Below are 25,864 nucleotides of genomic sequence, written 5' to 3' on the forward strand. Positions count from 1 at the left end.
AAAACACGATAGGGTGGTTAAAACTAATCATCTTCACCTTCTTGTATTCTTATCTTTATTTTTGTTTTTTGTTTTGAATTTATAATTTTTTGAATTTCGGATTCGGCTATTTTCATAAGTTTAAAAGTTTGATTAAAAAAATACATGCTTTCCATTTCAAAGTTTATTTTTGTAATGTCCGTACCCCCGAAACGGATAGCTTGGAGTTTAAAAAAAAGTTTTTCAAATTCAAAGTAAACACCGTATGTATTTTTAAATTTTGTTTTAAGTCTTTCCAACATTTCCGAGTAGGTAAGGCTGTCCCCTTCATCCGATTTTACAACCTGTTCAGATTCAGTCAAGCTGAAGCAATACTTTCTAAAAACAAATTCAAACTTTTTTAACCAATCTTTTCTTTTTGCAATCATTTCAAGATTATCGGAAGAAGAAACGGAAGAGATTTGCCGCTTTAGCCTTTTTAAAGCTTTATTCAATGTTCTGATTCTTAGTCTTTGAGCTTTCGAAAAAGAATAAACAAAAAAACGTTTTCTTATTGTAGAAAAAATCATTATAAAACTAAAAATAAGTACACCGCTCACAGAAGCGATGAGATAAAGCAAATAACTTGTACCCGGAATTAAAATAGGAGGACGCGGAGGCTGTATAACCTCCACCTTTGCAGTCTCCAATATTGAAGAAATAAAAACTTGAGGAATGGCATCGTAAATACCTGCCTCAGTCAAGGGAGGAAAAGAAATAGCACCTGTTTCCCATGGAGTAAAACTTATGGATATGTATTCTTTTTTTTCCTGTTTTTTAATTTGAATGGACGTTATATCCATAAAAACATTTTGTTTTATTTTATTAACTTTGAAATATCCGGACATTAAAATAGAAGGGTCAAAAGATTTCAAAGAATCTATAGGAAATAAAAATTCTGCGGAGTCGCCGACAAATACTTGTTGAGGAATTAAAATGCCTTCCATACATCCGCTCCAAACTTGGCCAAATTATTTTTTGAAACACGCTGATTGCTCTGTTTTGATAAAAAGAAATCCCCCAATACCTTTACGGTATCTTCAGTTACATCAAGTAATACAGGATTTGCAAGAGAATGTTTACAGGTGTTTTCCCATCTTGATATTTCTTCAGTAAAATTCTTTTTATATTCCATTTGAAAAGTTTTAGAATCAGTAGGTAAAAGCATCCTAAAATTAGTTTCGGGGTCTTTAAATCTTATGGAGCCGGCTTCCGGTAAAGAAGAATCCATAGACCCGCTTATTCTCACACAAACAACATCATGTTTTGCCGCCAAAAGACCGAGTTCCTTTTCATAACCCTCCACCCTAAAATCCGATATGATAACTACTAAGGACCTGGAACGTAAAATTTTAGAAGCTGCCGTCATCGAAGATGCAAGGCGGGTTCCCCTTACAGGTTTTCGGTTTTTACAGGAGGCAAAATCTTCCATCGATTTTAATATGGTCAAAATATGATCTTCTCCCGTTCTAGGAATAAACAATGGGCCTTTTTCTCCATCAAAAAAAAGGGCTCCGACCGGAGAAAATATATTCCTCCCCGCAAAGGCTAAAAGGGCTGCCGTTTCGATAGCTTTTTCCTTAGGGCTGATTTTATCAAGTCCCTGTTCCATAGAAAGCGAAAAATCTACACATATAAAAATGCTTAAATCCCTTTCCTCACGGTACATTTTGACAAATGTTCTGCCGCTCCGTGCAGTAAGGTTCCAATCGATAGAGCGTACATCATCTCCGGTTTCGTATTCACGCACAGAGTCAAATTCTATTCCCTGCCCGCGAAAAGCCGAACTAAAACCGCCTGAGCGTAAGCCTTCTGAAATAGAAATAGAAGAGATTTTAAGCTGTTTTGCCTTTTCTGCAATGAAACCTGTTTTCATAACAATACATTTTAGTATTAAAAGCACTTTTATTCAAGACTGTCAAAAGACTGTCAAAAGACTGTCAAAAGACTGTCAAAAGACTGTCAAAAGACTGTCAAAAGACTGTCAAAAGACTGTCAAAAAGGCAATCAAAACGTCAAACAAATAATGCCGGGCTCTTGATTTTTTTTAAAAAAAAGGCCGAAAATATAAGATATGAAAAAAAGGATTATTATATTTCTATTTTCCATCATTTCAGCTTTTTGTTTTGCTGATGAAGCCGGTATTAACGAAAATGAACTATCTCAATTGGTACCTGAAGTACAACCGGATAAAACAGGTTCCGAAAAGATAGAATTTTCCGAAAAATCTCAAGACCAACAAAAACAAGAAGATTTTAGTTTCTTGTCCTTTTCAATTCTTACAAGAGAAAAATACGTAATTATCAGCTGGAAAGCAAAACCCGAAGGAAGAAACTTAATCCTTTACAGATCCACAACCGGCTTTTCATCAATCAGTTCCCTTGCCGAAGCCGTTCCGATTGCAAACATAACCGATGACGGGCTCCCGTTTTTTGACAATCCAATTCCGGGAATACCTTATTATTATGCAATAGCCGAAGAAAACGAAATCGCTTCAGGTAAAATTCAATTTATAAACGGAATAAATACAATCAACAGCCCTGTAGAAGTTTTTGCTTCTTATGAAGAACAAGAGAAAAGAAAGGATGCAGCACAAAACCGCCCCATTCCTTTGCCTTTTTTAAACCCCGAAAAACAAACGGAAAAAGAATGGAATTTTTTTCATCCCAAACGGAAACCATAATAAATACTCTTACGGCAGAAAAAAGAGATTTTAGAGAATTTATTATTTCTTCTCAAAGACTTGAACCCTATATCTTTCCTGATGACAAAAAAACGCCTAACGGCGGTGAGAGTATGGAACTGCAAAGAATTCTAAAGGACTATTTTTATACAAAAAATTGGCAAAAATGCCGGATTGAACTCAGCAATTTTTTAAGGATAAGAAGAACATCCAGAATTTCTGCAAGAACGCATTTTTACATAGGGCAGACTCTTTTTTTTCAAAACTCATATGATAATGCCCTATTGGAATTTTTAACCGCCCAAGACATGTACCCGTCTCAGGCAAAAGAATGGGCTCATTATTGCCTTGTCGAGCTAGCGAATTCTTCTGAGAAGTAAGAGTAACGAAGAATTTTTTTCGCCGGCAAATTGAATTAGTTCTTCGCCTACGAATTTTCGCTAGCGAATTCTTCTGAGAAGCAAGAGTAACGAAGAATTTTTTTGACCATAATCCGCATAGTCTTCAGCCGTTTTTTCTTTTTCATTCTCACTAAAAAGAATTATAGAATCGCCGGCATTCATTCTGTCGTAGTAACCGTTTCTATTTAAAAGACCTTCCGATAAATCTTCTTCGGACTTTGATGGTTCAAAATAACCCAATAGGTCGGACGGGTCAAACACAATACCTAAACCTTCTTTTTCGATAACCAAGCGGTCCTTGCGTATAACGGCAATTTTTAAATCCTTAAAATCCGAATCATGTTTTCCTATGTCGATAACGGCTTCATTTTGATAGCGGTTTATGAGCTTGCCTACGATGGGCATTGCCTCATTGAGCATTGAAGAAAGCCGCCTTATGCCGTTTGAAAAACGGTCATTGCCTGAACGGTAAACGGTAAATGTTTTTGCGGGAGAACCGGTACGCGAAACATAAAGTTCCAATATGATTTGAATATCCCTTCTATTCTCTTTGAGCCTTATAATGCCGAAATAGTCCTCATTTGCCGTACGCGATTTTTTCGAAGCATCCCTGTAAGTTACAGGCTTATCCGAATAAGAAGTTATTTTGATTCTGGGATTATAAGAAAAAATATCTGAGGTAAGGATTTGAGTTATACGCTCGGCTTCAGGATGTAAAACATTTGAGCTTTCTATAGCATAAAATAAACCTATGGATATGTGGGCTTTATCCAAATAAAGGGGATCGATGCGCCACTTTGATTGAATGGAACTTAAAAGATGTTTTTCATAAGCTTCAACTGCATCATTTACCCTAGTATTGCTTTTTACTATTGACTGAATAAAAAGCATTTGTTCCAAATATCTTTCAGGATAACCCAGCCGGAGCAAAATACCTGCATAGGCTTCACGGCTTTCAACATCATAAGGATATATTTTTAAAGTCCGTCTATACTCATAGAGGGCATTGTCGGTCATATTCCGCCTCGCAAAACCTAGGGCTCTTTCAGCATGATATTTTGAAAGCTCCATACGGAAGGAATCTTCAAAATTTAAATTCTCTATTGCCAGTTCTTCTAAAAGGCAGCGCATTATTTCATCATCTGCATCCAAAGAAAGACCTACTCTGGCGGCATTTATCGCATCACTGTGCTTTTCAAGCCGTCTTAAACTCAAAGTTTTTAAGTACCAAGCATCCGGTCTATCCCTTTTTCTTGAAATCCTCATGTCGGAAATCTTTATAACCTCTTCATAGCGTCTTTGTGCATATAAGACGGAAGCAAGCAGAGCATAGGCCTCGTCATAATCTTCTTTTAATTTAAGAGCCGAATAAATACGTCCTTCGGCCTCTTCAAGTTTTCCGTCAAGAGAATGTAAATAGGCTGCAAAATAATGAACCTGAGGATTATCGCCATGGTATTTTAAGGCTCTGTTTATGTAATCTTCGGCCTGCTTAACATTTCCGGCCTCATAACTTACAAGGGCTAAAGAAAGAAGAGCCTTTCTGTTTTCGCCCTGACGCTGAAGGTTTTGCTTATACATCTCGGAAGCAAGATAGAGCTTTCCTTGGGAAACCTCTATTTCTGCCAAACCGAAACGGGCTTCGGGATTGTTGGGATATTTTTTTAAAACCCCATTAAAAAGGGTCTTAGCCGCATCTATCTTTCCAAGACCTACCAAAATAAAGCCGTGGAGGTTTTGTAAATCGGGATCATCTTTTTTATATTTTCGGGCTGACTCTACAAAGGATAAGGCTTGGTCATATTCGTCGAGAGCATAAAAACATTCGGCTAAGCCCTGATATACCAAATTATAGGAGGGGTTTTCCTTTAAAGCGGATTGATACATTTCAATAGCACCGTACCAATCTTCATTAGCCTGATATTCGGCACCCTTTTGATACAAATCCGCAGGGTTGCAGAATAAAGAGGCCGAAAATAAAACAATAAACATAAATCCGAAAAAAGGCTTTTTCATACATTCCCTCCCTAATTTTGCATAGAATTCTTGTTGTGAACAATTTTAACGGTCTTAACCTTGTGGCCGTCCATATCTTGAACAATAAAGTCAAAATCATTCCAAGCTGTTTTTTCATATTTGGCAGGTATTTTTCCGAAAAGATCGAACACAAAACCTCCCAAGGTTTCAAACTCGTCTACAGGCAAGGCATCGCTTTTAATGGTTTCGGCGAGGTCGTCCAAATCGACACGGGCATCGCAAAGCCAAACCCCCGGGGCTATTTCGGTAATATCCTCACCCTCATTGTCAAATTCATCCTGTATATCGCCTACAATCTCTTCTATGATATCTTCCATACATACAATGCCTGAAACACCGCCGTATTCATCAACAGCAACGGCAATATGAATATGGCGTCTTTTAAATTCGGCTAAAAGAGCGTCAATTCTTTTTGATTCAGGAACAAAAAAGGCTCGGCGTACTATCTTATCAAGCTCAATTTTTTGATTTTTTGTTAAAAGTTTAATAATATCCTTAACATAAAGAATACCTATAACGTTATCAATGGATTCATCATAAACAGGAAAGCGGGAATGGCCGCTTTCAGATATCCTATCTAAAATTTCATCGCTCGGCGTATCAAGGGCTAAAAAATCAACATCAATGCGCGGAATCATAACTTCTTTTACTGCCGTATCGGATAAGTCTACAACGCCTCGTATCATATCCCTTTTTTCGTCATTTAAGCCTTCTTTTAAAATATTGTTTACATTTCGCTTCTTTTTAAATAAGTCTATTATACCCATAACTATGCCCGATAAATATCTATATTTTTATATTGAATAAGCAATTCTTCCTGAAACTTAAGCATTTCCTGTTCTGGAGAATTATCCTCATGATCCATTCCGTTTAAATGCAAAATACCGTGTACAATAAGCCTTTTTAGTTCTTCATTTATTTCTACATTAAATTCGCCGGCATTAAACTTAAGGCTATCAAGGCTTATAACTATATCTCCCGCCATAAACCTCTTTTCTCCGGCTTCGTCAAAATATTCGTCCCCCTGCTCAAAAGAAAGAACATCTGTCGGCGAATCAATATTTCTATATTGTTTATTAAGATTTTGAATAAAAGCGTCATCACAAAACAACAACGAAATATCCCAATTTTTCAAGTTTAGCCCGTTTAGAACCTCAGATATAAAATTTTCAACTTTTACAGGGTCTATAGACCCCGGAGGTTCATCATTAAATGACACACTAATCGAATTAGACATTATTATTTTCCTTTTGAGGCTGTTCCTCATTAATTTCGGTCTCCGTTTTTTGGCCGTTTTTATTCTGAGGCTTTGTTCCATCATCATCATCAATATTTTTTTGATTCGGATATTCTATCCTGGAATGATAGTAACCGGCTAAAATTTTTACAAAGGCAGCTTTGATTATTCTGACTTCACGGAAAGTAAGCTCCGAGTTATCCAGCTGACCGGCCTTGATTTTTCCTGAAACAAGTTCATCTATAAATTTTTCCAAACGGGGAACGGAAGGTTTTTCCAAGGTACGACATGCTGCCTCAACTACATCAGCTAACATTACAACAGCAGACTCTTTTGAGCGGGGCGGTATGCCGGGATAACAAAAGTCTTCTATATCCACATTCGGATCAATTTCTTTTGCCTTTGCGTAAAAATAGGATATACAACTGTTACCATGATGCTCGGCTATGATATCAATAACAGCCTGAGGCAAATGCAGCTGTTTTGCTTTTTCAATACCTATTTTTACATGACTTCTTATTACCGTAGCCGAAAGGCGAGGATTTATGTCCAAGTGCTTGTTATAATTTGTTTGATTTTCTACAAAGTATTCGCCCTGTTCCATTTTCCCTATATCGTGATAATAAGCTCCTACACGGGCTAAAATTGAGTTTGCCCCTATTTCACGGCACGCACTTTCGGCCAAGGAAGCAACCATCATTGAATGGTTATAGGTTCCTGCAACGGTTATAAGCATTTTTTTCATAATGGGTGAATTAAGGTCGGATAATTCCATCAATCTAAAATTAGTCGGCACATTCATCAAGGTTTCCAAAATAGGCAAAAAACCTAAAACAAGAATTCCGCTTATAAAGCCGTTTGCCGCAGAACCAAGCAAAAGAAGCGATTTATCTCCTGCCGAATCCGGAAAAATCAAAAGCATACAAAGAAAAATTAAAGGCTGCACCAAAATTAAACTTGAGGCAGTCTTAATCAGGTCCATCCTTCTGCCCTTAATGTTTACCATACCCGCTCCCACAAGACCCGAAAGAATAGCAAACATGGTCGGCTGAATTTTAAATCCTGTTGCACCGAAAACGGCAAGAGAAAACACAAAAACGGAAAAGACCGAAATTTTTCTTGAAGTTAAAGCCGTAAGCAACATAGTAAAAAAGGTAACAGGTAATATGGGAACAATATCAAGAGGATATGAAAACATTGAAAGTCTTGAAATAAAAAGAACCAAAATATAAATCAAATCGAAAGAGATTAAAACAAGTAACCTAAATTTAAAGTCCAAGTCCTGCCCTATAATTTTTTGAGAAAATAAAAAAAGGCTTGTTATGAGAGATAAACTTAAAAAGACTAAGGCGGCTGCAATCTGTCTAAGGTCTACGTATCTGCCGTCAGCCGCATAGACTTTAAGGCGTGTATAGGCATCTTCAGATATTATAAAACCTCTTTTTATAATCTTTTGATTTTTTTCTATATTTATTTTTACGGGCACAACCTTTTTTAAGGCTTCTTCAACTCTTTTCTCCGTTTCTTTTGCATCAAATAAAATATTAGGGTGAGCAAAGGGCTGTATAATGTTAAAAACATCAATTTCAAAACCTGATTTTTTAACGCTGAAAAGAAAAGTTTTAATTTGCTCTCTCAGATTGTCCGGTAAAACAATATCATTCAAAAATACGCTTATATAGGACTGTTCTTGGTTGACATTTAGACCCAAACTTATCTCAGTATCATTTAGATCCTCAATGCCTGTAAGAGGCATTTCTATAATTCCCGTGTCAAAAAGCTGTTTTAGCACGGTCAACGCAAGAGAGGTAATTTCATCAAAATCCTTAGAATTATATATACGCTCCAAAGCATCTTCCGAAAGAATAACTGGATATTTTTCCATAAACATGAATTTAAAAGCCGTAAAGCTCTTTGACGCATCTTTTACTCCGATTGTATAGCTGACAAATTCGGAGTATTCTCTTATCATTTGTTCGGAAACCGAATTATCTTTATAAAAAACAGCTCTAACGGAGTGTTTAGCTGCAAGTTTTTTTATTTCCGTTGCTTTTTCGTCGACAGCTTCCATATTCCGGTTTGATATTATATCCCTGTCAGCTACCATTCCGATCTCAAAATCTGAAATTGTCAACTTTGAAAGGCCCGAATTTTCATAGGCATTGATATAAATCAATACCGATAAAATAAAAAAACTCACCAAAAGCGAAATTACAAAGGCCTTGTTTTTTTTGAATATAAGGCTTACGGAAGATAATTGTTCTTTTAACTTATTTTGTTTTTTATTCTTTATCATAGGCTGTAATTATTTTTTGAACCAGGGAATGACGGACAACATCTTCCGAAGAGAATCGAACAATACCGATTCCGCGAATTTTCGATAGAAGATTTGCAGCATGGACCAAACCCGAATTCTTAGCCGAACTTATATCGGATTGAGACGGATCCCCGGTTACGATGAGCTTTGAACCTTCACCCATCCTCGTCAAAAACATTTTCATTTGCTCTCTAGTAGTATTTTGAGCTTCATCCAATATTACAACGGCATTATGAAGGGTTCTTCCCCTCATATAGGCCAAAGGTGCTACCTCTATCATATTAGATTCCTCCATCTGGCGTATCAGCTCGAAAGGCATTAAAAGCTCTATAGAATCATAAAGAGGTCTCAAGTAAGGTGTTATTTTTTGAACAAGATCACCAGGTAAAAAGCCTAGACTCTCTCCGGCTTCTACTACGGGTCTTGTAAAAACAATCTTGCGCACCTGTCTCGACATCAACATTTGAAGGGCACAGGCTACAGCTAAGTAGGTTTTTCCCGTACCGGCAGCTCCTAGGCCGAAACTTATATCGTTATTACGGATAGAATGTATAAATTCCAGCTGATGAGGGTTTTTAGGATATACGGAACGTATTCCCCTAGGTATATGAATACAACCTGAAGAAATATCCTGCTTATCGGAAACATTTATTGTGGAAATCAAAGATTCAATATATTCCGATGAGTTTTCGGACTTGATTTCCGAAGAATTCACAGCCTTATCAACCACATGCTGAAACTTCTTACAAACTTCATCATCTGCACTTAGCACGCTCACTTCATTGCCTCGGCACACGACCGGAACGCCAAGATACTGCTCAAGAAAATTCAAATTTCTGTCATTGGCTCCGCAAAGAGCGGAAAGCACTTGTTCATCTTTTAACACTATTGTATACGCTTCTTCCAAATATAAACCTCTAGTAGTCTATTTTAAATGGAAAAAACCGATTCCGTCAAGAGCTTGAGCTTATATTTAAAGTTTTTTCCTTAATTTTAAGCTATAAAAAAGAGGTACCTAAGTCAGGCACCTCTCTCAATTACTCACCGTCTTGTTTGTCTTCACCGCCGGCATTATCCGTACTACCGCTGTCGGTTTTCCACCATTCGGTTGAAGTTTCGGTTTGTTTTTTCATTGCCTCTTCTGATAAACCTGAATCTGATGGGGTTTTTGTAATCAGAGCCAATAAAAAGGTTGTTACAAAAAACAAGGCAACAACGACGTATGTAGCTCTTGTTAATACATTACTCGATTTTGATCCGAAGGCTGAGTTACTTCCGCCCGAAAAAAGACCGCCCAAACTATCGCCTTCTTCATTTTGTAATAAAACCAAAAAGATAATAATCGCACAAATTATGACAAAAAGTATCAACAAAGCAATACCTAAACCACCCATAGTCTAACTCCAAATTATAAAAATACGCCCTATAGAATACAATAAAAACGGAAAAGTTTCAATAGCTCTTGTTAAGTTTTTAGCGTCCTTTTCTAAAAATAACGCGTTTTAGTACGATTGTGTTTGTTTTTCCTACTGAAGCAGCTTTTAAATCTTCAACTTCAAACTTGGAAAAAACATTAGTTCTTTTGTATTCGGCGATAAATTCCATAATAATTTTTTCGCAGTCGGCTTCATTATAGGTATCGTTACTTTCCTCATAAGTGAGATAAAACTCAACCTGATTTTCCAATCCCGGGACATCCATCTTTGTCCAATAAATTACGGCAGTCGGCCTTCCTTTAATCTCAAATTTTTCGGTCTTGGGCTTTACAAGTGCCGGATTTTCGGCAAAAACAGCCAAAACCAATAAAGCCATAATACTAATTGCAAAAAATTTCTTTTTCATGTTAATAACCCTCCAATTTAAGTTATTTTATTATACTGTAAGTATACTGTAAGGTTAAACAACCCTCACAGTCGTTAAGATACTAGCATTTTATGCTCATTTTTTCAAGTAGACGGTAGAAAGCTAAAGCATCAAAAGTAAAAAAGGTTGTTTACTCAATCGTCTTATCTTTTACTCGGAAAATAAGGCTATGGGCAAAAATGTTTTCGCTTTAAGGCCGGCTCCGCCTATTAGTCCACCGTCAATATTAGGCTTTTTTAAAAGGCCTTCGGCATTTTCTGGCTTCATGGAGCCTCCGTACTGGATTATCATTTCTTTAGCTGATTTTTCACCGTAAATACCTGCTAAGGTTTTTCTTATTGATGCATGAATGGAATCTGCATCTTCAGGGCTTGCATTTTTTCCGGTTCCTATTGCCCAAACGGGCTCATAAGCAATTGTTACCTTATTCAAATCTTGTGAAGAAACCTCTGCAAGGCCTTTTTTAATCTGCCTTTCGCATACGGCTTCGGCATGGCCGGCTTCACGTTCTTCGAGAAGTTCACCGACACATAGGATAACCTCAAGGCCGTGTTTTAAGGCAAGTTTTACCTTTTTATTGATAAGATCATCGGTTTCTTTATATATGTGGCGCCTTTCGGAATGTCCCAAGATGACGGTTTGAACACCTACATCTAAAAGCTGAAGAACAGAAACCTCTCCCGTATGAGCACCTTTTTCTTCCAAGCCCATATTTTGGGCACCCAGCAAGATATTGGAGCCCTTAAGTACGGCTGCAACATCTTGCAAAAGAGTAAATGAAGGAGCTATCATGTACTTGTTCTTGCCGTCTCTTAGACCGGCCTTCATTTCTTCTGCAAGCCGCTTGGCCTCAGCCCTATTCATATTCATCTTCCAATTTGCCGCAATGTAAAACTTTTTCACTTTTCCTCCTAATTAATCGAGGTTAAAAGACCTCATTCTTCTTAGAACAGGTTATCCCTTTACGGAGGAGTTGTCAAGAAGGTAAAAAATGATCACACTTGCACCTTTGCCTATTTTTGAGTATAGTACATTTATGAAGCAAAGAATCGCATTTCTATACCTTAAAACGGGAGCGGGCCATTTGTCAGGAGCAAAAGCGCTGTCGAACAAATTAATGGATTTATATCCTGATAAGGTTGAATGTCTTCTAAAAGACGGCTTTGACAAGGGTGTTCCGCTTTTTAAGTTCTTTTTTGAAAAGGGTTATCTTGGCACTACAAATTATTTTGAACCGGGATATGTGGCCTTTTATCAATTTAACGGTTTGGATTTCGTTATGAAAGGGTCTAAAAAAATTATAGCTCCATATATTGTTGGAAAATTAGTAGACTTTTTAAAGTCAAATGAAATAACAAAGGTAGTCTGCTTACATCAAATTCTTATAACTCTTTGCCGTGATGCCATAAATAGGGTTAATCCCAATATTTCCTTAATAAGTATCGTTATGGATCCTTTTACCATACATCCTGTATGGTTTTTTGAAAAAAATACCGAGCTTGTAGTTTTTTCTCAAAAAGCAAGGAGAGAAGCTATAGAAAAATACGGTCTGGATGCTAAAAGAATACATCAATTTCCTTTAATGCTTTCTGAACAGTTTGATACCGCTTATAGCAAAGAGCAAATATCTGACACAAAAAAAAGGTTGGGAATTCCTCAAGATAAAAAGATTGTACTTATTGCAGGGGGCGGAGAGGGACTAAAGCAGGCAACCCCTATTGTGCTTTCATTTATGAAAAAATCTACAGATGTATTTTTAATTGTAGTATGCGGAAAAAATCGTCCTCTTAGGCATAGCCTTGAATATTTGATTCAGTTTTCATCTTTTAAAAATATTAAAATATTCGGCTTTGTTTCTTTTATGCCTGACCTAATGAATATAGCAGATTGTGTTATAACAAAGGGAGGTCCTGCAACTCTTATGGAAGCTATTTCCATAGGAAAACCTGTTATTATTTCTACATATATACGGGGGCAAGAACTTGGAAATATGCTGTATATTACGCAAAATAAACTCGGATGGTATATTTCAAAACCTAATGACATTGTTGAAAAAGTATCTGAAATATTTTCAGATGATAAAAACCTTGAAGAAATACAAAGCCGAATAAAAAAAATGAATATAAAAAACGGTCTAAAGGATATAGCAAATTTTATATATAATTTTGGTATCTATTGAAAAAAAGGAGCTTTAAATATATACTTAAAAAATGAAACGATTTAAAATCCTTTTCTATTTTTTAATATGTTTGAATTTGTTTAATCTTCAAGCACAGGATATAACTTCTTATGCTAAAATACTTTACGATCATGATTCGCCTTATTATGATGATTTATATCTTATGTCGCTTGAAAACGGTTCAGTACTGCTTTCTTATAAAAAGCCTCTGTCTCTTGCCGAGATTGCAATATTCTATAAAGAAATAGATCCGGCATATTTATCTAAAAACGGCGAAACATTATACGGAAATCTCGGCACCCTCCTTTTAAAAAATAATATGCTTTTTTCCCATGATAATTTTAATTTTAATACAAATCTTATTTTAGCGCTTCAGGGGCAATACTTTTATAATTCTGATAAAGTACCTGCGGTAGATAAATTTATAAAATACAACCGAATGCCTGCCCCTATTACCGTTCCGATAGAACTTGGGTTTTCCAAATATGTTTATTCTTACACAGATCTAATAATTGGAAAAAATTTTAGCGGATTCCGCTTATCCTATCCTTATACAAATCTACCTCTAAGCCAAACGGCCTTAGACTACCATTTCCCAAAAAAAGCCGGTATATCCGTGGGAAACAGTTTTTTTAATGTACATATGGGAAGAGGACGGCTGAATGTAGGAAAGACCTTAAGCGGCAGTATGCTTATTTCTGACCTACCGGACAGGCATGATTATATAACAGCATCTTTGTTTTCAAAGCATATAAAAATTGATACAACCATTGCAGAATTAAAACCTATGCGTTTTTTTATAACACATGCTCTAAGTTTTAAACCTGTAAAGCAATTTTCAATAACCATACATGAAGGAATAATTCTCGACTCTCTCTTTGATCCGAAGTTTTTGAATCCTCTGGTGGTTTTCCATAATTACGCAGCATGGAAAGAACCATACGTAAATCATACTAATGATGAAAATTCTATGGGCTGTCAATTCGGTTTTGATATTAATATCGTACCGATTAAGGGTTTAAGACTTTACGGACAATTCGGCATGAATCAATTCCAGACCCCCTCGGAACTAAAGGGCGGATACTCTTATATTCCTAACAGTATGGGCGGAATAGCCGGAGCGGAATACGCATTTTCCCTGCCTATAGGTTATCTTATACTCACGGGAGAGTTTATGTATGCTGACCCATGGTTATATATAGGCATGGCAAAAAACATCAGCTTTTACACCTACCGAAAAGAAAATGTCCATGCAGCGGAGGATTATGATAAATCTCTGATAGAGTATTGGCTTGCAAATCCTTACGGGCCTGACAGTATTACAGCATTTTTAAAAGCATCATTAATTATTCCGCACAAATATAAGGCAGACATTACTTATAGATTTGTATCTAAGGGAGAAAATGAAGAAAAGTTTTTTAAGGCAACGGGAGACTACTATCCTTTTGAAAGTAATCCCGAGCCAGCTAAGTACAAAACGCCGTCAGGAAATCCTACATATTTTCACACCTTACAATTGACAGGGGAATATAGTATTTTACAGAATCTTCATATCAATGGAGGGCTATCATGGACAATAGCACACGGAAAAATTAAAGGGTATTCGGTTGACTTTTTATGCGGCATTATTTACTCTATACGATGATTAGATAAACTATTTTAGCAATTAAGGAAATAAATTATGAAAAATAAAATTTTTATCGCTATTTTTATCATTATGGGGCTTTGTGTTTTTTCTCAAGCTGCAGTGGACATCTTTGATCCCTTATATGAAGATATAAGGATATGGGAAAATATAGGCTTACTTAATGATGTATCTTCATTACGGCCTTACCCCTTACAAGAAATAGAAAGAATTTTAAACATTGTTATTGAATCAGGAGCTGAAAAACAAATAAAAAAAGCTCAAGAATATAAAAAACGCTTATTCGGATGTGTATTTCACTATGGAGGTGAGGCTGAATTAGGCATCAAGATTCCTAAAAAACAAAGAGATATTTTGATTGCTCCATTATTGGAGATGAATATTTCCATAAATAGATTACTTACGGCTTCAGCTCATGCCGATTTTAGTTTATTAAATAAATTGCCCAAAGAAGAAGGACAGCCTGCTTTTCAATTTTCTAAAAAAGATATTATGAAAGACAGTACTTCAGTCGGTTCATTTTATCTATTACCTATGTTTAACTCAGGTATTGCGGTAGGTACGCCTGAATATTATTTTACGGCAGGGATGGCTAGAACATCCTTCGGCCCATTTGATGAAAATAATATTCTGATAGGAGAACAGGCCTTTCATTCGGGACAATTTATATTTGTTGTCAACAAAGAAAAATTTACATATAATCAAGCTTTACTGGCTATATCTGCATCAAATGACCGAGGAGGTTCTTATTTTCCTCAGAAATTTACGGCAGCACATTCAATAACATACAGGCCCATTCCATGGATATCTATTGGACTTGTTGATATAATCACATACGGAGGCAGATTCGAGCCTATTTACCTTCTTCCTCTTTCAGTATTTTTTGTAGGTCAGAGCATATACAACTTTGCTGACGCCAGTATGCTGGGCTTAACATTCACAGTCAAACCTATAAAAGGCTTAAAAATAGATGTTGTACTCTTGGCTGATGACATAGGATTTAATGAGATAGTCAAATTCAAAAAAGATGCAAAATGGAGGATGGCAGGCCAATTCGGAGTTTCTTATGCAATGCCTCAAGATCATTGGTTCAGTTTTGCAGATATAAACTATACTCTGGTAACACCCTACTGCTACACAAGTGTTCACGACCTTGATAGAAAAAATCCTAACTATGAAAATTATACACACAATGGAGAACCCTTAGGCAGCAACCTGCCTCCAAACTCCGACAGAATAAAAGTTAAAGCTCAGTTTAGACCTTTAGAAGGTCTTGCAATAAATGTATCAAATACCTTTATCCGCCATGCCAACGTTACGGAAAGTGTCTATGATCCTGTAATACTAAGAGAGTATCTCAAAGAAGGAAATTATTCGACTGACGGCTCGGTCTTTAACCATTCGGCAATAATAGAGCTAAAAGATAATAAAATTAATACCGAACATTCATTCTTAAAGTCCACTCCATTTCTAACCCAACAGACAATTCAATATGTCAATCAGCTTGGATTAGAGGGAGTTGTTAATCTCCCAATCTTAAAATCCGGCGGTTTAATACAATTTAAAATGGGCTATACCTTTGAAGCAAATATAAATCCTGGTGTAAATAACCATATTTATAATGAAAAAATTGATTTTTCGGGTTTAAACGAAGAACAAATAAAAAATAAAACTATAAATGAAGCCAATAGGCAGTTAAAAAAATGGAGAGAGCAAGCGGTCGGAAAAGAGTTTAATCATTACTTTAACATAGGCGTAAAAATCTCTTATTAAGAATCATTTAGCGGTCTTTTGCCAGACTTTATTTTTAATTTTCCATGTGCATAGACCGCTTTTTTCTTCTTTAAATTCGACATCGGCGTAGTACCGGCTGCGGCAGCTCAAAATTGAAAAAACAGGCAGGTTTGTTTTTTGTTTTAAGTTTTCAAGTTGTAAAAATATTGTTTTTGCCTTTGCACCTGCATCACCCAAGATAAAGCCTCCGTTAGCCTCAAAAGAATCGGGAGAATTACAAGGTCTTACAATTAGAGAGCCTGACAAAATCGGCGGATAAATTATAAGGGAGTCAAATTTTTCCCTTGTTTTAAAAATAGGAATAATTTTACGAAAAGGAAAAGGCAAAAGACTTTGAATAAGCTTTTGCTCTTCATAGAGAATGGTCATTAGATTGTCAGGTAAAAAAATACAAGTTTCCGTCATATTTAAAAAGTTCTATTTTCAAAATTTTGAAAAAGCGAAGCATTGAATTTGAGCTCTGTACCTATTGAAGATGGAGGACCGTAAAAGGGCATAATAATAAGACTGTTATCCAAACCCATGAGCTTTGTTTTTAAAATATTTCGAAGGGTTCGCTCCGCATACACATTTGAAGTTTGACCGATCATGCCGGCAGATAAGGAGTTACCTGTAAATACAATATTCTCAATTTGAAATATGTAAGAGTATGATGAGTGTGCAGGAATTGCAAAATATCTTACAGGATAAGCGGCTAAATCTATGCAGCCGTCTCCTCTCAGTGTATTTATTGTTACATTTTCCGAAAAGCAGCTTCCGGCATAAACCTTTGGACTGTAAATTTTTAAAATCGTATTGAGACCCGTTTCATACGGATGCTCAAGGTTATGAGTCAATAAAACGGCTTTAAGATTAAATTCGTTTTTTTCAATTTGATATATCATCTTTTCCGTTATCTTTGCAGGATCAATTATAACAGCTTCTTTTGTAATTTCATTTCCGATAAGATAGGTGTTTGCAAAAAGTTGCGGCGAAAAATGGAGATAAACTTTCATACAAATTCATCTCCTTCCGTAAAAACCGCCTCACGGGTATTGGATGACTTATAAGAAACGCCGTCTTCTTCCGAATATAAAAACAGGGTCTTTTTAAGGTTGCAGTTTTGAAAATAAACGTTTTTTAAAAACGAAAACATAAAACGTGAACTGTATAAATCCGAATCATTAAAGGAAACCTCTTCAGCCCTTATTCCGTTAAAATTATTTTGCAAAAGCTCGGAATTCTTAAAATCTGTGCGGATAATTTTTGCTCCGCCGAATGAGGAAAACTGAATATCGGAATTTTGAAAATTACAGGATTCTATTTCACAAAAATCAAAAAAACACATTCTAAGATGTAAACCACTACAATTACAGTTTTTAAATTTGCTGTTTGAAAAACTGCATCCTGTAAAAGATTTTTTTGAAAAGTCTAAACCTTCAAATTCCAAACCGGATAAATTTAAACTATTCAAAGAATCGGATTTTTTTAAAAGCTCGAGAAAATCTTTGTATTCCGTTTTTTTGTCAAAACTAAACATCTGCTCCTTTTACAGGTTTGGACATATCGTAACCCAGTTCATAATAATGATTATTATTATAATCGAATTTTTTTATTACCTCAAAACCGACTTTTTTTGTGTGTGCAGCAAAGGAGCGTGGATTTGCTTCATTTATAAACGTAATTAAAACAGGGAAACGTTTACTCATCTCCCGTCGGGAGGTTTCAAATAAATTACGTACTACATTTTTTCCACGATAAGCTTTGTCAATGCAAACAGGCCCGTATTGAAACGAGTTTTCGGTTGTCAGCTGTTTGCCAAGATAGTTTACATTCGGAAGGTCTTTAATCATAAATTGGAACATTGGCCATGCCGACCAAAAGTCCCAAGAAGCAGCCATAGCATAGGCCGCAACCTTTCCGTTATCACAAGCTATAGTCAATCCGTTTTCTTTTTCGATAATAGCCTTAAATTGTTCATGGGTAAATTCTGTAGTTACAAAACCGTCCTTTTTATCTTCTTCACTTACAGTAGATACATGATATCTTTTTTGGAGCTCGGCCACCATTTTAATATCTGCGATAGTTGCATTTCTATATTCCATAACTTCTCCTTTGATTTTAATATTTTAAACTTAAAAAAAATATGTTTCAAGTAGTTTTTTAAAACATATTAAAATTTTATGTTTTAAAAAATATAGTTTTGACAAAATAGTCTCTTATAAATTCTTACACGTGTGTATGAGGTAATGCGCCCCCTTGTTCCTTTTTTGTTTTAGTACTATAATGCTTGTAATTATCAATAAAATAGGAGTTTTTTATGCGAAGGGAACATGACTTACTCGGAGAATTGGATATTCCGGAAGATGCTTATTATGGAATTCAAACATTCCGCAGTGTTGAAAATTTTCAAATTACAGGATTAAGGCTCTGTGATTTTCCCGATTTTATTAAAGGGCTTGCTTATACAAAGCAGGCTGCAGCCGAAGCCAACCATGAACTCGGCTATTTAAGCGATGAAGTTTACAAGGCTATGATTCAGGCTTGTAAAGAAGTTGCCGAAGGCAAATTCGATAAGGAATTTGTAGTCGATATGATTCAGGGCGGAGCCGGAACTTCTACCAATATGAATGCAAACGAGGTTATCGCCAACCGTGCAAACGAAATTTTAGGAAAGGCTAAGGGAACTTATTCGCCCTGCCATCCCAATAATCATGTAAACTTTGCCCAATCTACAAACGATGCCTATCCTACAGCTGCAAAACTCGGCATCTCGTTAAATACACCGGCTCTTATAGATGAGCTTAAAGCTCTTGTATCTTCTTTTAGAAAAAAGGCGCAGGAACTTGGAGACAATATAAAGATGGGAAGAACTCAGCTTCAAGATGCCGTGCCCATGACACTCGGCCAAGAGTTTGAATCCTATGCCGCTTCTTTGGAAAACGAAATTCCTCAGATTCAATTTGCAAGGGAAAATCTTCATACCATAAATATGGGAGCTACCGCAATCGGAACCGGTATCAACTCGGATCCTAACTATACACCGAAAGTTACCTCTCATCTGGCAAAGATTTCGGGTCTTAATCTAAAAGCTGCACACAACATGATAGCCGCCACAAACGATACGTCCGACTTTGTAACATATTCTTCCGAGCTAAAACGCCTTTCTGCAAAGCTTTCAAAGATATGCAGCGATTTGCGCCTTCTTTCTTCGGGTCCCAGAACAGGACTTTACGATATAAGCCTTCCTCCGATGCAGCCCGGTTCTTCTATCATGCCCGGAAAGGTAAACCCGGTTATTCCTGAGGTTGTCAATCAGGTTTGCTACAGGGTTATCGGAAACGATACGGCTGTTATCTTGGCTGCAGAATCAGGCCAGCTTGAGCTCAATGTTTTTGAACCTGTTATGATTTATTCTATCTTTGAGTCGATTAAGCTTCTTATAAATGCAATGAAGACTTTGAGGGAAAGATGTGTTACGGGCATTGTAGGAAACTATGAGCATTGTAAGGATAGCGTTCACAGAAGTATCGGCTTGGTTACGGCCTTAAATCCCGTCATCGGTTATGAGGCTTCTTCGGATATTGCAAAGACTGCCTTGCGTGATAACCGCAGTGTTTACGAGCTTGTTTTGGAAAGAGGGCTTCTTTCAAAAGAAAAATTGGATGAGGTTTTAAAACCCGAAAACATGACAAAGCCCAGAAAGCTTTAATCCACGATAGTAATTTCGACGCGTCTATTTTGGGCGCGTCCTTCTTCGGTGCCGTTAGGAGCAATGGGTTTTGTTCCTCCGGCACCCTGATAAATAAACTTTTCCGCCGGTATACCCCTGTTTATAAGTTTTTCGATGACTGTTTTAGCCCTTTCTTGGGATAGAATTTTTTCTTCTTCAGCCTTACCGACATCGGCTGTGTGACCTTCTACAAAAAAGAATTCACTTTCCGATTCTTTTAAAATCTTAGCTATCTCATCGAGCTTTGCCTCTTCTCCTTTTAAAAGAATTGATTTATCCGGTTCAAATTGAAGATTTTTTAGCCTGAGCATTGTACCCCGTTTTGTTTTACTTACCTCAATGTCTTTATTTGGTTTGATTTCCGGCTTTTCTTTTTGTAAAGAAGATTCTTGTGAAGTAGCCCCTTGTAAAGGTGTCTCTTTTGAGGTTCCACCTTGTGCAATGGTACTTCCCGTGTAAGAATAAAAATGAAGCAAAAAGCCTCGGTGTTTTAGCCTTTTTCCGTCCGCATAAAAAAACTCTTCATCTATTTTTTCCCGTATTAAAATAGGCCTATTTGTACCGTCAAGGTAGATGTCTGTTTTTCTTCCGCCTTCAGATCTTATAAGTTCATCATCGCCTAGGTTGTCGCTGTGCTTGTAGCGGAGGCCGAAGGCTGCTTCTACATGATGAACGTTTTGGCCGTTTAAAATAGTTATTCCCATATATTTAAAACCTGCGTTTACGGGTATCCTTGTAGCAGCTTTTTCAGGCTTGGGCCTTACGGCGACGGTACATTTTCCTTCCCAAGTTTTTCCTATGTCCGTAGCCGTAAAAGCTCTTTCGGGCAAAACAGGAAAATTTCTCAAAAGAGGGTAACCCGAATCTTCATTGAAAATTTGAGGCTGGTAAGGATTTTCAATATCTTCTTCCTCTTGTTCGGGAATAAATTTAAATGAAATAGGTAAGATCGAATCGATCGGCAAAGCAGCTTTCAGCCCGTCTTTGCGTGTTTTTTGAAGCACAAAGGCTTCTCCTTCGTAAAGATAGGCATCTTCATTGCCGAGCCTTGTTTCGCTCATGTAGAGCCGTGTTTCTCTGGAAGTAAGCCCTGCATATTTTCCGTCAATGTAGACGGAGTAATCGGCTCTTTCCGTAATGAGTATTTTGCCTTCGGATAAATTTTCTTGCCCTAAAAGAAGATTTAAACAAAAACTAAAGAGAAAGCAGATTAAAAAAAGTTTTTTTACGAAAGTGCGGTTTTTTGATGTATAGTAATTTTTAGCTGTTTGAATATTTATCATGCTAATAATTATACCACAAGAGAACTCGTTTTTCAATTAAGGAATGCAGGAGTTAAGCCTGTGTTAATAATTAGAAGTATTTTTATAATTTAGTATTTTTTTCGAATAATTCCTATAAATATAATGGAGAGGGGAAATTTGAAAAAATTAGGAGAACACAAATGATAAAAAAATTTGAAGATTTGACTTTACAAGACGATTTTATGTTTTGTAAAGTTATGCAAAATCCGGATTTATGTAAAAGACTTATCGAAATGATACTATCCGATACAATAGGTAAAATTACATATATTTCGATACAGCATAATCTTAAAAATTATGAACAGGCAAAGTCAGTGAGATTTGATGTTTTAGTACAGACAGAGAACGGTAAATTTTATGATATTGAAATGCAAGTAAGTAACGAAAAGAATATACCCAAAAGAATGAGGTTTTACCAAGCAGCCATTGATATTTCGTTCTTGGATAAGGGCAATTCCTATAATAATTTAAATGACAGCTTTATAATTTTTATCTGCACTTTTGATGCTATCGGTAAAAATAGACCTATTTATACCTTTGAAAACATCTGCATTGAAGATAAAAATATATCTTTACAAGACGGAACAAAAAAGGTTATAATAAATTCAGAGGCTTTTAAGGACGCCAAAGACAAAGAATTAAAAGAGTTTTTAGAATACCTTAAAACGGGTAAAGCAAAAAGCGAATTTACAAGGAGGATAGAAAAAATGATACAAACAATAAAACAAAATGAACAGGCAAGACAAGAATATAGATTAATGTCTACCTTTGAAATGGATGCTAGGGATAAAGGTTTTTCAGAAGGCTTAAAGCAAACGGCCAAAAATATGAAAATGGAAAAACTGGATATATCTTTAATTAAAAAAATAACCGGTCTTTCCGAATCCGAAATCGAAAAACTGTAACTTTATCAAGATATTTATTATTAATTCCTCAAATCTCTATCTTATCAAGATATTTTACAATAAATAGTAAAATTCCGCACTTGAAATCGGCAGGGAAATATGATAAAATCGCCGTCTTGAGCAATAGGTCTTAAAGCATGGAATACTTTGATGATGATTATTTTGACGACGAAAAAATATACCCCCTGGACCCTAAAATGGTTTCTTCTCTTTTGGAGGAGGACGGACCCCTTGCTTCATTTTTTGAAAAATACGAGGCAAGGCAGCCTCAGCTTGCATTAACGGAATCCATTTGCCGCTGCTTTAATGAAGAGGCTATCGGCGTCTTTGAGGCGGGAACAGGGGTAGGGAAGAGCCTTGCCTATCTTTTGCCTGCAATGATGTGGGCAAAACAAAATAAAAAACGTGTTGTAATTTCGACAGGGACTATTAACTTACAGCAGCAGCTCATCGAAAAAGATGTTCTTACGGCAAAGAAAATTCTGGGAAAGAGTTTTCAGGATATAAAGGCCTGTCTTGTAAAGGGAAGGCATAATTTTTTGTGCCTGCGCCGGATGAGTCAGGCATTAAGGGAGAACGATTTTTTTACTGAAGGGCAGGAAGAACTTGACAAGATAAAAGAATGGGCTACGGAAACTAAAGACGGCAGCCGCTCTGACCTTGATTTTATGCCGACTGAAAAAGTTTGGTCTACTGTTTGTTCCGAACCCGACAACTGCCAGATGAACAAGTGTCCCTATTTTTCGGGATGTTTTGTGATGAGGCTAAAAAGGGAAGCGGAAAACTCCTCCATTCTTGTTGCAAACCATCATCTTCTATTTGCTGACCTTTCCGTGAGGGCCGAAGGCTTCGGGTATCAGGGTACGGCCGTTCTTCCCTCTTATGAGAATATAATAATCGATGAAGCCCACGGAACAGAAGACGCTGCACAAAGTTTTTTTTCGAGCGATATTTCCCGATTTGCCTTACACAAGCAAATCAACTTACTTTACCGATTTAGGAGGGGAAAGCAGGCCGGCATTTTAAGCGGCATAGTTTCAATATCCAAAAAGGCGGAACTCTTTACCGAAATCATAAATCTTCTCGAAGTTGCTGCAGCTTCTTTTAATATTCTTGAAGAACAGGCCTTGCAAGTTCTGCAAACCTATCAGTCAAAAAGCCTCGCACAAACTTCAAGCGATGAAAAAGAAAAGCTCTTATCTTGTGTAGACAATTTTTTTAAAAACATAAACAACCTAAACATAAAACTTGAAAACATTATCAATGCAGCTGATGGAGAAGAAGATGAAGAAGGCTATATAAGAGACGGCCTTGTAGTATTGCGCCGCTTAAAAAAAATGGCTTCCGTAATGGAAAACTTTTTAAATAGCCGTGAGTTCCCGGACGATGTTTTTTGGTTTGAAAAAATAAAAACCTCTCAAGGGGAGGCTGTCCGCTTTATTCAAACACCGTTAAATTTAGCCCCGATAATGCGGCGTTCGGTTTTTATGCCCATGGCAACCGTAATCTGTGTTTCCGCTACCTTAAAAATCGGAGATGATTTTAATTTTTGGCTTAACAGAAACGGCCTTTATGACTTTACCGAAAAAAAGATTATCAAAAATTTTTTCCCTTCTCCTTTTCCGTACGAAAAAAATGTTGTCTTCAATATTCCGACGGATATGCCCATGCCCGATGAAAATAATTTTCAAGATGCCGTAAACGAAACCGTCCTCGCCTTATTGGAGATAACTCAAGGTAAGACCCTTATTTTGTTTACGTCTTATGATTCTCTTCAAAAAACTTGCGAATATGTAAGGGAGAATATTGATGAAAAAATAAAGATTTTAAAACAGGGAGAGGCGGATAGGATGCAGCTCTTATATGAATTTAAGGATGATGTTTCAAGCTGTCTATTTGCCGTTTCATCTTTTTGGGCAGGGGTGGATGTTCCCGGGGAATCCCTTTCCCACGTAATTTTGGTAAAACTCCCATTTGCGGTTCCGACCGAACCCATATTTAAGGCAAGAGCCGATTTGATAGAAAGATCGGGCGGAAATTCCTTTATGCATCTGAGCGTTCCGGAAGCTGTCGTACAATTTAGGCAGGGCTTTGGGCGGCTCATGCGTTCCAATACGGACAGGGGCATAGTTACCGTATTAGATAAAAGAATTTTGGTAAAGCGTTACGGTTCAATATTTATTCAAAGCATTCCGCAGACGATTCAATGTTTTTCCGAAACAAAAGCCGTATTGAACAAAATAGAAGATTTTTTGTATAATGAGTAGATTGTTTATATGCGTTATTATAGGGGTAGGAAATGAGTGCTATTATTGCGATTTTATGTTGTTTGGTAATCTTATCATGGAGGGCAATGCTGATTGGCCTATGTCATTCCGTTTACAGACGGGGCTGTGATTGGGTTAATAGCGAAGTAATTGTAAGACCTGCTCCGAGATTACTGTTTGCGGTTTTTAAACAATATATCGGTTTTAAGTTTGAAGGAGATTATACCCTTACGGATCAGCTGCCTGAGCAGTATTTGGTTATATCCAACCATCAAAGTCTTTTAGACATAGTGGTTCACATGAACTATTATAATGGAACGCGTCTCCGCTTCGTTTCAAAAGAAGAACTCGGGCGTAATGTTCCCCTGGTTTCTCCTATGCTTAAAAGCGGAAAACATTGTTTGGTAAAAAGAACAGGAAGTCCGATGCAGGCTATGAAGGCTGTCGATAAATTTGCAGACTATGTTGCAAAAAACAATCTTATTCCCGTTATCTTCCCCGAAGGTTCCCGCTCAAAGGACGGTAATTTAAAAACTTTTCATGCGGCCGGGTTCCGCCGGTTTTTAAATGCGGCTCCAATGCCTGTAGCAGTCTGTGCCGTTGACGGAGGCTGGAAAATATCTTCGCTGACCCGTATGGCAAAAAACCTAAAAGGCGGCGCATACAGGATTAAACTTTTAAAAATTTATGATGCTCCTCAAACAAAGGAAGAACAGATTAAGATTCTTGAAGAAGGGAAAGCCCTCATACAGGCCCAGCTTGATGAGTGGCGTAAAGCCGATAAATAGAGTTATGCTCACGGCCCTTAAGAAGTGATATTTCAGAAATAAAAATATCAAGTACTTGATAATTATGCGCATAATGTGTATAATATAATTTAGATATAAAATGACGGTAAAAGAAATAGAAAAAATACTAAAGGCGGATGGTTGGTATTTTGTAACGGCAAAAGGTTCTCATAATCAATATAAACATGCTGTAAAATTCGGAAAAGTTACGGTACCAAATCATAAAGGAGATATACCGATAGGAACCGTGAGAGCAATTCTAAAGCAGGCAGGATTGAAATAAGGATAATGGAGGAATATAAAATGAAATTAGCATATCCGGCAATAATAACATATTGTGAAGAAGATAATAGTTATAGTATTGAATTTCCCGATTTGCAAGGCTGTGTTTCCGGAGGTTTTTCTCTTATAGAAGCGATAGAGATGGGAATAGATGCTGCATCAGGGTGGATATTAACGGAAATCGAGGAAGGAAATGCTGTTCCAAAAGCAAGTGATCCGACAAAAATAAAACTGCCTGATGATAAAAGTTTTATAAATATGCTTATTTTAGATATGGATTCGTATAGTGAAAAATATTCAAGTAAATGTGTAAGAAAGAATATAACGCTTCCAAAATGGGTGAATACACTTGCAGAAAAAAATAATGTGAATTTTTCACAATTATTACAGAATACGATAGTAGAAAAATACGTAGGGGCTATGTAAAATCAC

General features: G+C 36.7%; 26 protein-coding genes. 11 read left to right on the plus strand and 15 right to left on the minus strand.

Translation table 11 applies throughout. The features are described 5' to 3' along the window. Window positions 1–23: 23 nt before the first annotated feature. Window positions 24–965, minus strand: a complete 942-nt coding sequence (locus JO40_RS08600) for a hypothetical protein (RefSeq protein ID WP_044978981.1) — start codon at window positions 963–965, stop codon at window positions 24–26. Continuing rightward, window positions 950–1,894: a DUF58 domain-containing protein gene (locus JO40_RS08605; RefSeq protein WP_044978982.1), complete on the minus strand. Its 945-nt coding sequence runs from the start codon at window positions 1,892–1,894 to the stop codon at window positions 950–952. The genes JO40_RS08600 and JO40_RS08605 overlap by 16 nt, the downstream gene beginning before the upstream one ends. 198 nt (window positions 1,895–2,092) lie before the next feature. Here JO40_RS08605 and JO40_RS14740 point away from each other — a divergent pair, with 198 nt between their 5' ends. Continuing rightward, complete coding sequence (locus JO40_RS14740; protein ID WP_245608816.1) at window positions 2,093–2,701, plus strand: hypothetical protein; 609 nt, start codon at window positions 2,093–2,095, stop codon at window positions 2,699–2,701. Then, on the plus strand, window positions 2,668–3,081 hold the full coding sequence (locus JO40_RS14745; protein WP_245608817.1) for a tetratricopeptide repeat protein: 414 nt from the start codon (window positions 2,668–2,670) through the stop codon (window positions 3,079–3,081). Before JO40_RS14740 ends, JO40_RS14745 begins: the two co-directional genes overlap by 34 nt. A 60-nt stretch (window positions 3,082–3,141) precedes the next feature. Here JO40_RS14745 and JO40_RS08615 read toward each other — a convergent pair whose 3' ends face one another. The 8 genes from JO40_RS08615 to tpiA form a co-directional block, all read right to left on the minus strand. Then, window positions 3,142–5,118: a tetratricopeptide repeat protein gene (locus JO40_RS08615; RefSeq protein WP_044978983.1), complete on the minus strand. Its 1,977-nt coding sequence runs from the start codon at window positions 5,116–5,118 to the stop codon at window positions 3,142–3,144. A gap of 11 nt (window positions 5,119–5,129) precedes the next feature. After that, window positions 5,130–5,906, minus strand: coding sequence for a hemolysin family protein (locus JO40_RS08620; RefSeq protein ID WP_044978984.1), 777 nt, complete (start codon window positions 5,904–5,906; stop codon window positions 5,130–5,132). Between the two features lie 2 nt (window positions 5,907–5,908). Beyond that, window positions 5,909–6,376, minus strand: a complete 468-nt coding sequence (gene ybeY / locus JO40_RS08625; protein ID WP_044978985.1) for an rRNA maturation RNase YbeY — start codon at window positions 6,374–6,376, stop codon at window positions 5,909–5,911. Then, entirely contained in the window at window positions 6,369–8,672 is a 2,304-nt protein-coding gene (locus tag JO40_RS08630; RefSeq protein ID WP_044978986.1) for an HD family phosphohydrolase, read from the minus strand. The genes ybeY and JO40_RS08630 overlap by 8 nt, the downstream gene beginning before the upstream one ends. Then, window positions 8,659–9,600, minus strand: coding sequence for a PhoH family protein (locus JO40_RS08635; RefSeq protein ID WP_044978987.1), 942 nt, complete (start codon window positions 9,598–9,600; stop codon window positions 8,659–8,661). Before JO40_RS08635 ends, JO40_RS08630 begins: the two co-directional genes overlap by 14 nt. 130 nt (window positions 9,601–9,730) lie before the next feature. Beyond that, a complete protein-coding gene (secG, locus tag JO40_RS08640; RefSeq protein ID WP_044978988.1) occupies window positions 9,731–10,087 on the minus strand; it encodes a preprotein translocase subunit SecG in 357 nt (118 codons plus the stop codon). Between the two features lie 79 nt (window positions 10,088–10,166). Then, the gene (locus JO40_RS08645) at window positions 10,167–10,535 is read right to left on the minus strand and encodes a hypothetical protein (RefSeq protein ID WP_044978989.1); all 369 of its coding nucleotides are present in this window, start codon (window positions 10,533–10,535) and stop codon (window positions 10,167–10,169) included. Between the two features lie 171 nt (window positions 10,536–10,706). After that, the gene (tpiA, locus tag JO40_RS08650) at window positions 10,707–11,459 is read right to left on the minus strand and encodes a triose-phosphate isomerase (protein WP_044978990.1); all 753 of its coding nucleotides are present in this window, start codon (window positions 11,457–11,459) and stop codon (window positions 10,707–10,709) included. A gap of 133 nt (window positions 11,460–11,592) precedes the next feature. Between tpiA and JO40_RS08655 the strand changes: the two genes are divergently transcribed. The 3 genes from JO40_RS08655 to JO40_RS08665 all read left to right on the plus strand — a co-directional run bounded on the left by JO40_RS08655 (window position 11,593) and on the right by JO40_RS08665 (window position 16,153). Further along, complete coding sequence (locus tag JO40_RS08655; RefSeq protein ID WP_044979768.1) at window positions 11,593–12,735, plus strand: glycosyltransferase; 1,143 nt, start codon at window positions 11,593–11,595, stop codon at window positions 12,733–12,735. A 76-nt stretch (window positions 12,736–12,811) separates the two neighbouring features. Beyond that, on the plus strand, window positions 12,812–14,380 hold the full coding sequence (locus JO40_RS08660; protein WP_245608819.1) for a hypothetical protein: 1,569 nt from the start codon (window positions 12,812–12,814) through the stop codon (window positions 14,378–14,380). A 36-nt stretch (window positions 14,381–14,416) separates the two neighbouring features. Next, entirely contained in the window at window positions 14,417–16,153 is a 1,737-nt protein-coding gene (locus JO40_RS08665; protein WP_044978992.1) for a hypothetical protein, read from the plus strand. Between the two features lie 3 nt (window positions 16,154–16,156). Here the strand turns inward: JO40_RS08665 and JO40_RS08670 are convergent, their stop codons facing one another. The 4 genes from JO40_RS08670 to JO40_RS08685 are packed head-to-tail and all read right to left on the minus strand — an operon-like array spanning window position 16,157 to window position 18,258. Continuing rightward, window positions 16,157–16,579, minus strand: a complete 423-nt coding sequence (locus tag JO40_RS08670) for a hypothetical protein (RefSeq protein WP_044978993.1) — start codon at window positions 16,577–16,579, stop codon at window positions 16,157–16,159. A gap of 2 nt (window positions 16,580–16,581) precedes the next feature. Then, entirely contained in the window at window positions 16,582–17,169 is a 588-nt protein-coding gene (locus JO40_RS08675; protein ID WP_044978994.1) for an MBL fold metallo-hydrolase, read from the minus strand. After that, a complete protein-coding gene (locus JO40_RS08680) occupies window positions 17,166–17,693 on the minus strand; it encodes a pentapeptide repeat-containing protein (protein ID WP_044978995.1) in 528 nt (175 codons plus the stop codon). The genes JO40_RS08675 and JO40_RS08680 overlap by 4 nt, the downstream gene beginning before the upstream one ends. Continuing rightward, window positions 17,686–18,258, minus strand: coding sequence for a GNAT family N-acetyltransferase (locus JO40_RS08685; protein ID WP_044978996.1), 573 nt, complete (start codon window positions 18,256–18,258; stop codon window positions 17,686–17,688). Before JO40_RS08685 ends, JO40_RS08680 begins: the two co-directional genes overlap by 8 nt. A 215-nt stretch (window positions 18,259–18,473) precedes the next feature. Here JO40_RS08685 and JO40_RS08690 point away from each other — a divergent pair, with 215 nt between their 5' ends. Continuing rightward, a complete protein-coding gene (locus JO40_RS08690; RefSeq protein ID WP_044978997.1) occupies window positions 18,474–19,865 on the plus strand; it encodes an aspartate ammonia-lyase in 1,392 nt (463 codons plus the stop codon). Here the strand turns inward: JO40_RS08690 and JO40_RS08695 are convergent. Further along, a complete protein-coding gene (locus tag JO40_RS08695; RefSeq protein WP_044978998.1) occupies window positions 19,862–21,169 on the minus strand; it encodes an OmpA family protein in 1,308 nt (435 codons plus the stop codon). The genes JO40_RS08690 and JO40_RS08695 overlap by 4 nt on opposite strands. Before the next feature lie 161 nt (window positions 21,170–21,330). Between JO40_RS08695 and JO40_RS08700 the strand changes: the two genes are divergently transcribed. The 5 genes from JO40_RS08700 to JO40_RS08720 all read left to right on the plus strand — a co-directional run bounded on the left by JO40_RS08700 (window position 21,331) and on the right by JO40_RS08720 (window position 25,858). Further along, the gene (locus tag JO40_RS08700) at window positions 21,331–22,095 is read left to right on the plus strand and encodes an Rpn family recombination-promoting nuclease/putative transposase (protein ID WP_044978999.1); all 765 of its coding nucleotides are present in this window, start codon (window positions 21,331–21,333) and stop codon (window positions 22,093–22,095) included. Between the two features lie 137 nt (window positions 22,096–22,232). After that, complete coding sequence (locus tag JO40_RS08705; protein ID WP_044979000.1) at window positions 22,233–24,362, plus strand: ATP-dependent DNA helicase; 2,130 nt, start codon at window positions 22,233–22,235, stop codon at window positions 24,360–24,362. 32 nt (window positions 24,363–24,394) lie between these two features. Next, window positions 24,395–25,150 (plus strand): lysophospholipid acyltransferase family protein, encoded by a 756-nt coding sequence (locus JO40_RS08710; protein WP_044979001.1) that lies wholly within the window; start codon window positions 24,395–24,397, stop codon window positions 25,148–25,150. A 100-nt stretch (window positions 25,151–25,250) separates the two neighbouring features. Continuing rightward, window positions 25,251–25,433, plus strand: a complete 183-nt coding sequence (locus tag JO40_RS08715; protein WP_044979002.1) for a type II toxin-antitoxin system HicA family toxin — start codon at window positions 25,251–25,253, stop codon at window positions 25,431–25,433. Between the two features lie 20 nt (window positions 25,434–25,453). Further along, a complete protein-coding gene (locus tag JO40_RS08720; protein ID WP_044979003.1) occupies window positions 25,454–25,858 on the plus strand; it encodes a type II toxin-antitoxin system HicB family antitoxin in 405 nt (134 codons plus the stop codon). The last annotated feature ends 6 nt before the right edge of the window (window positions 25,859–25,864 follow it).

This window comes from Treponema putidum (assembly GCF_000755145.1).
Classification (GTDB): Bacteria; Spirochaetota; Spirochaetia; order Treponematales; family Treponemataceae; genus Treponema_B; species Treponema_B putidum.

What these genes read in the sequence shown, in the direction of transcription:
- JO40_RS08705 (WP_044979000.1), top strand. Translation starts at nt 22,233, where the DNA reads ATGGAATACTTTGATGATGATTATTTTGACGACGAAAAAATATACCCC.
- JO40_RS08690 (WP_044978997.1), top strand. Translation starts at nt 18,474, where the DNA reads ATGCGAAGGGAACATGACTTACTCGGAGAATTGGATATTCCGGAAGAT.
- JO40_RS14745 (WP_245608817.1), top strand. Translation starts at nt 2,668, where the DNA reads ATGGAATTTTTTTCATCCCAAACGGAAACCATAATAAATACTCTTACG.
- JO40_RS08695 (WP_044978998.1), bottom strand. Translation starts at nt 21,169, where the DNA reads ATGATAAATATTCAAACAGCTAAAAATTACTATACATCAAAAAACCGC.
- secG (WP_044978988.1), bottom strand. Translation starts at nt 10,087, where the DNA reads ATGGGTGGTTTAGGTATTGCTTTGTTGATACTTTTTGTCATAATTTGT.
- JO40_RS08665 (WP_044978992.1), top strand. Translation starts at nt 14,417, where the DNA reads ATGAAAAATAAAATTTTTATCGCTATTTTTATCATTATGGGGCTTTGT.
- JO40_RS08680 (WP_044978995.1), bottom strand. Translation starts at nt 17,693, where the DNA reads ATGTTTAGTTTTGACAAAAAAACGGAATACAAAGATTTTCTCGAGCTT.
- JO40_RS08675 (WP_044978994.1), bottom strand. Translation starts at nt 17,169, where the DNA reads ATGAAAGTTTATCTCCATTTTTCGCCGCAACTTTTTGCAAACACCTAT.
- JO40_RS08715 (WP_044979002.1), top strand. Translation starts at nt 25,251, where the DNA reads ATGACGGTAAAAGAAATAGAAAAAATACTAAAGGCGGATGGTTGGTAT.
- JO40_RS14740 (WP_245608816.1), top strand. Translation starts at nt 2,093, where the DNA reads ATGAAAAAAAGGATTATTATATTTCTATTTTCCATCATTTCAGCTTTT.
- JO40_RS08670 (WP_044978993.1), bottom strand. Translation starts at nt 16,579, where the DNA reads ATGACGGAAACTTGTATTTTTTTACCTGACAATCTAATGACCATTCTC.
- JO40_RS08605 (WP_044978982.1), bottom strand. Translation starts at nt 1,894, where the DNA reads ATGAAAACAGGTTTCATTGCAGAAAAGGCAAAACAGCTTAAAATCTCT.
- JO40_RS08720 (WP_044979003.1), top strand. Translation starts at nt 25,454, where the DNA reads ATGAAATTAGCATATCCGGCAATAATAACATATTGTGAAGAAGATAAT.
- JO40_RS08630 (WP_044978986.1), bottom strand. Translation starts at nt 8,672, where the DNA reads ATGATAAAGAATAAAAAACAAAATAAGTTAAAAGAACAATTATCTTCC.
- ybeY (WP_044978985.1), bottom strand. Translation starts at nt 6,376, where the DNA reads ATGTCTAATTCGATTAGTGTGTCATTTAATGATGAACCTCCGGGGTCT.
- JO40_RS08685 (WP_044978996.1), bottom strand. Translation starts at nt 18,258, where the DNA reads ATGGAATATAGAAATGCAACTATCGCAGATATTAAAATGGTGGCCGAG.
- JO40_RS08600 (WP_044978981.1), bottom strand. Translation starts at nt 965, where the DNA reads ATGGAAGGCATTTTAATTCCTCAACAAGTATTTGTCGGCGACTCCGCA.
- JO40_RS08700 (WP_044978999.1), top strand. Translation starts at nt 21,331, where the DNA reads ATGATAAAAAAATTTGAAGATTTGACTTTACAAGACGATTTTATGTTT.
- JO40_RS08645 (WP_044978989.1), bottom strand. Translation starts at nt 10,535, where the DNA reads ATGAAAAAGAAATTTTTTGCAATTAGTATTATGGCTTTATTGGTTTTG.
- JO40_RS08655 (WP_044979768.1), top strand. Translation starts at nt 11,593, where the DNA reads ATGAAGCAAAGAATCGCATTTCTATACCTTAAAACGGGAGCGGGCCAT.
- JO40_RS08620 (WP_044978984.1), bottom strand. Translation starts at nt 5,906, where the DNA reads ATGGGTATAATAGACTTATTTAAAAAGAAGCGAAATGTAAACAATATT.
- JO40_RS08615 (WP_044978983.1), bottom strand. Translation starts at nt 5,118, where the DNA reads ATGAAAAAGCCTTTTTTCGGATTTATGTTTATTGTTTTATTTTCGGCC.
- JO40_RS08710 (WP_044979001.1), top strand. Translation starts at nt 24,395, where the DNA reads ATGAGTGCTATTATTGCGATTTTATGTTGTTTGGTAATCTTATCATGG.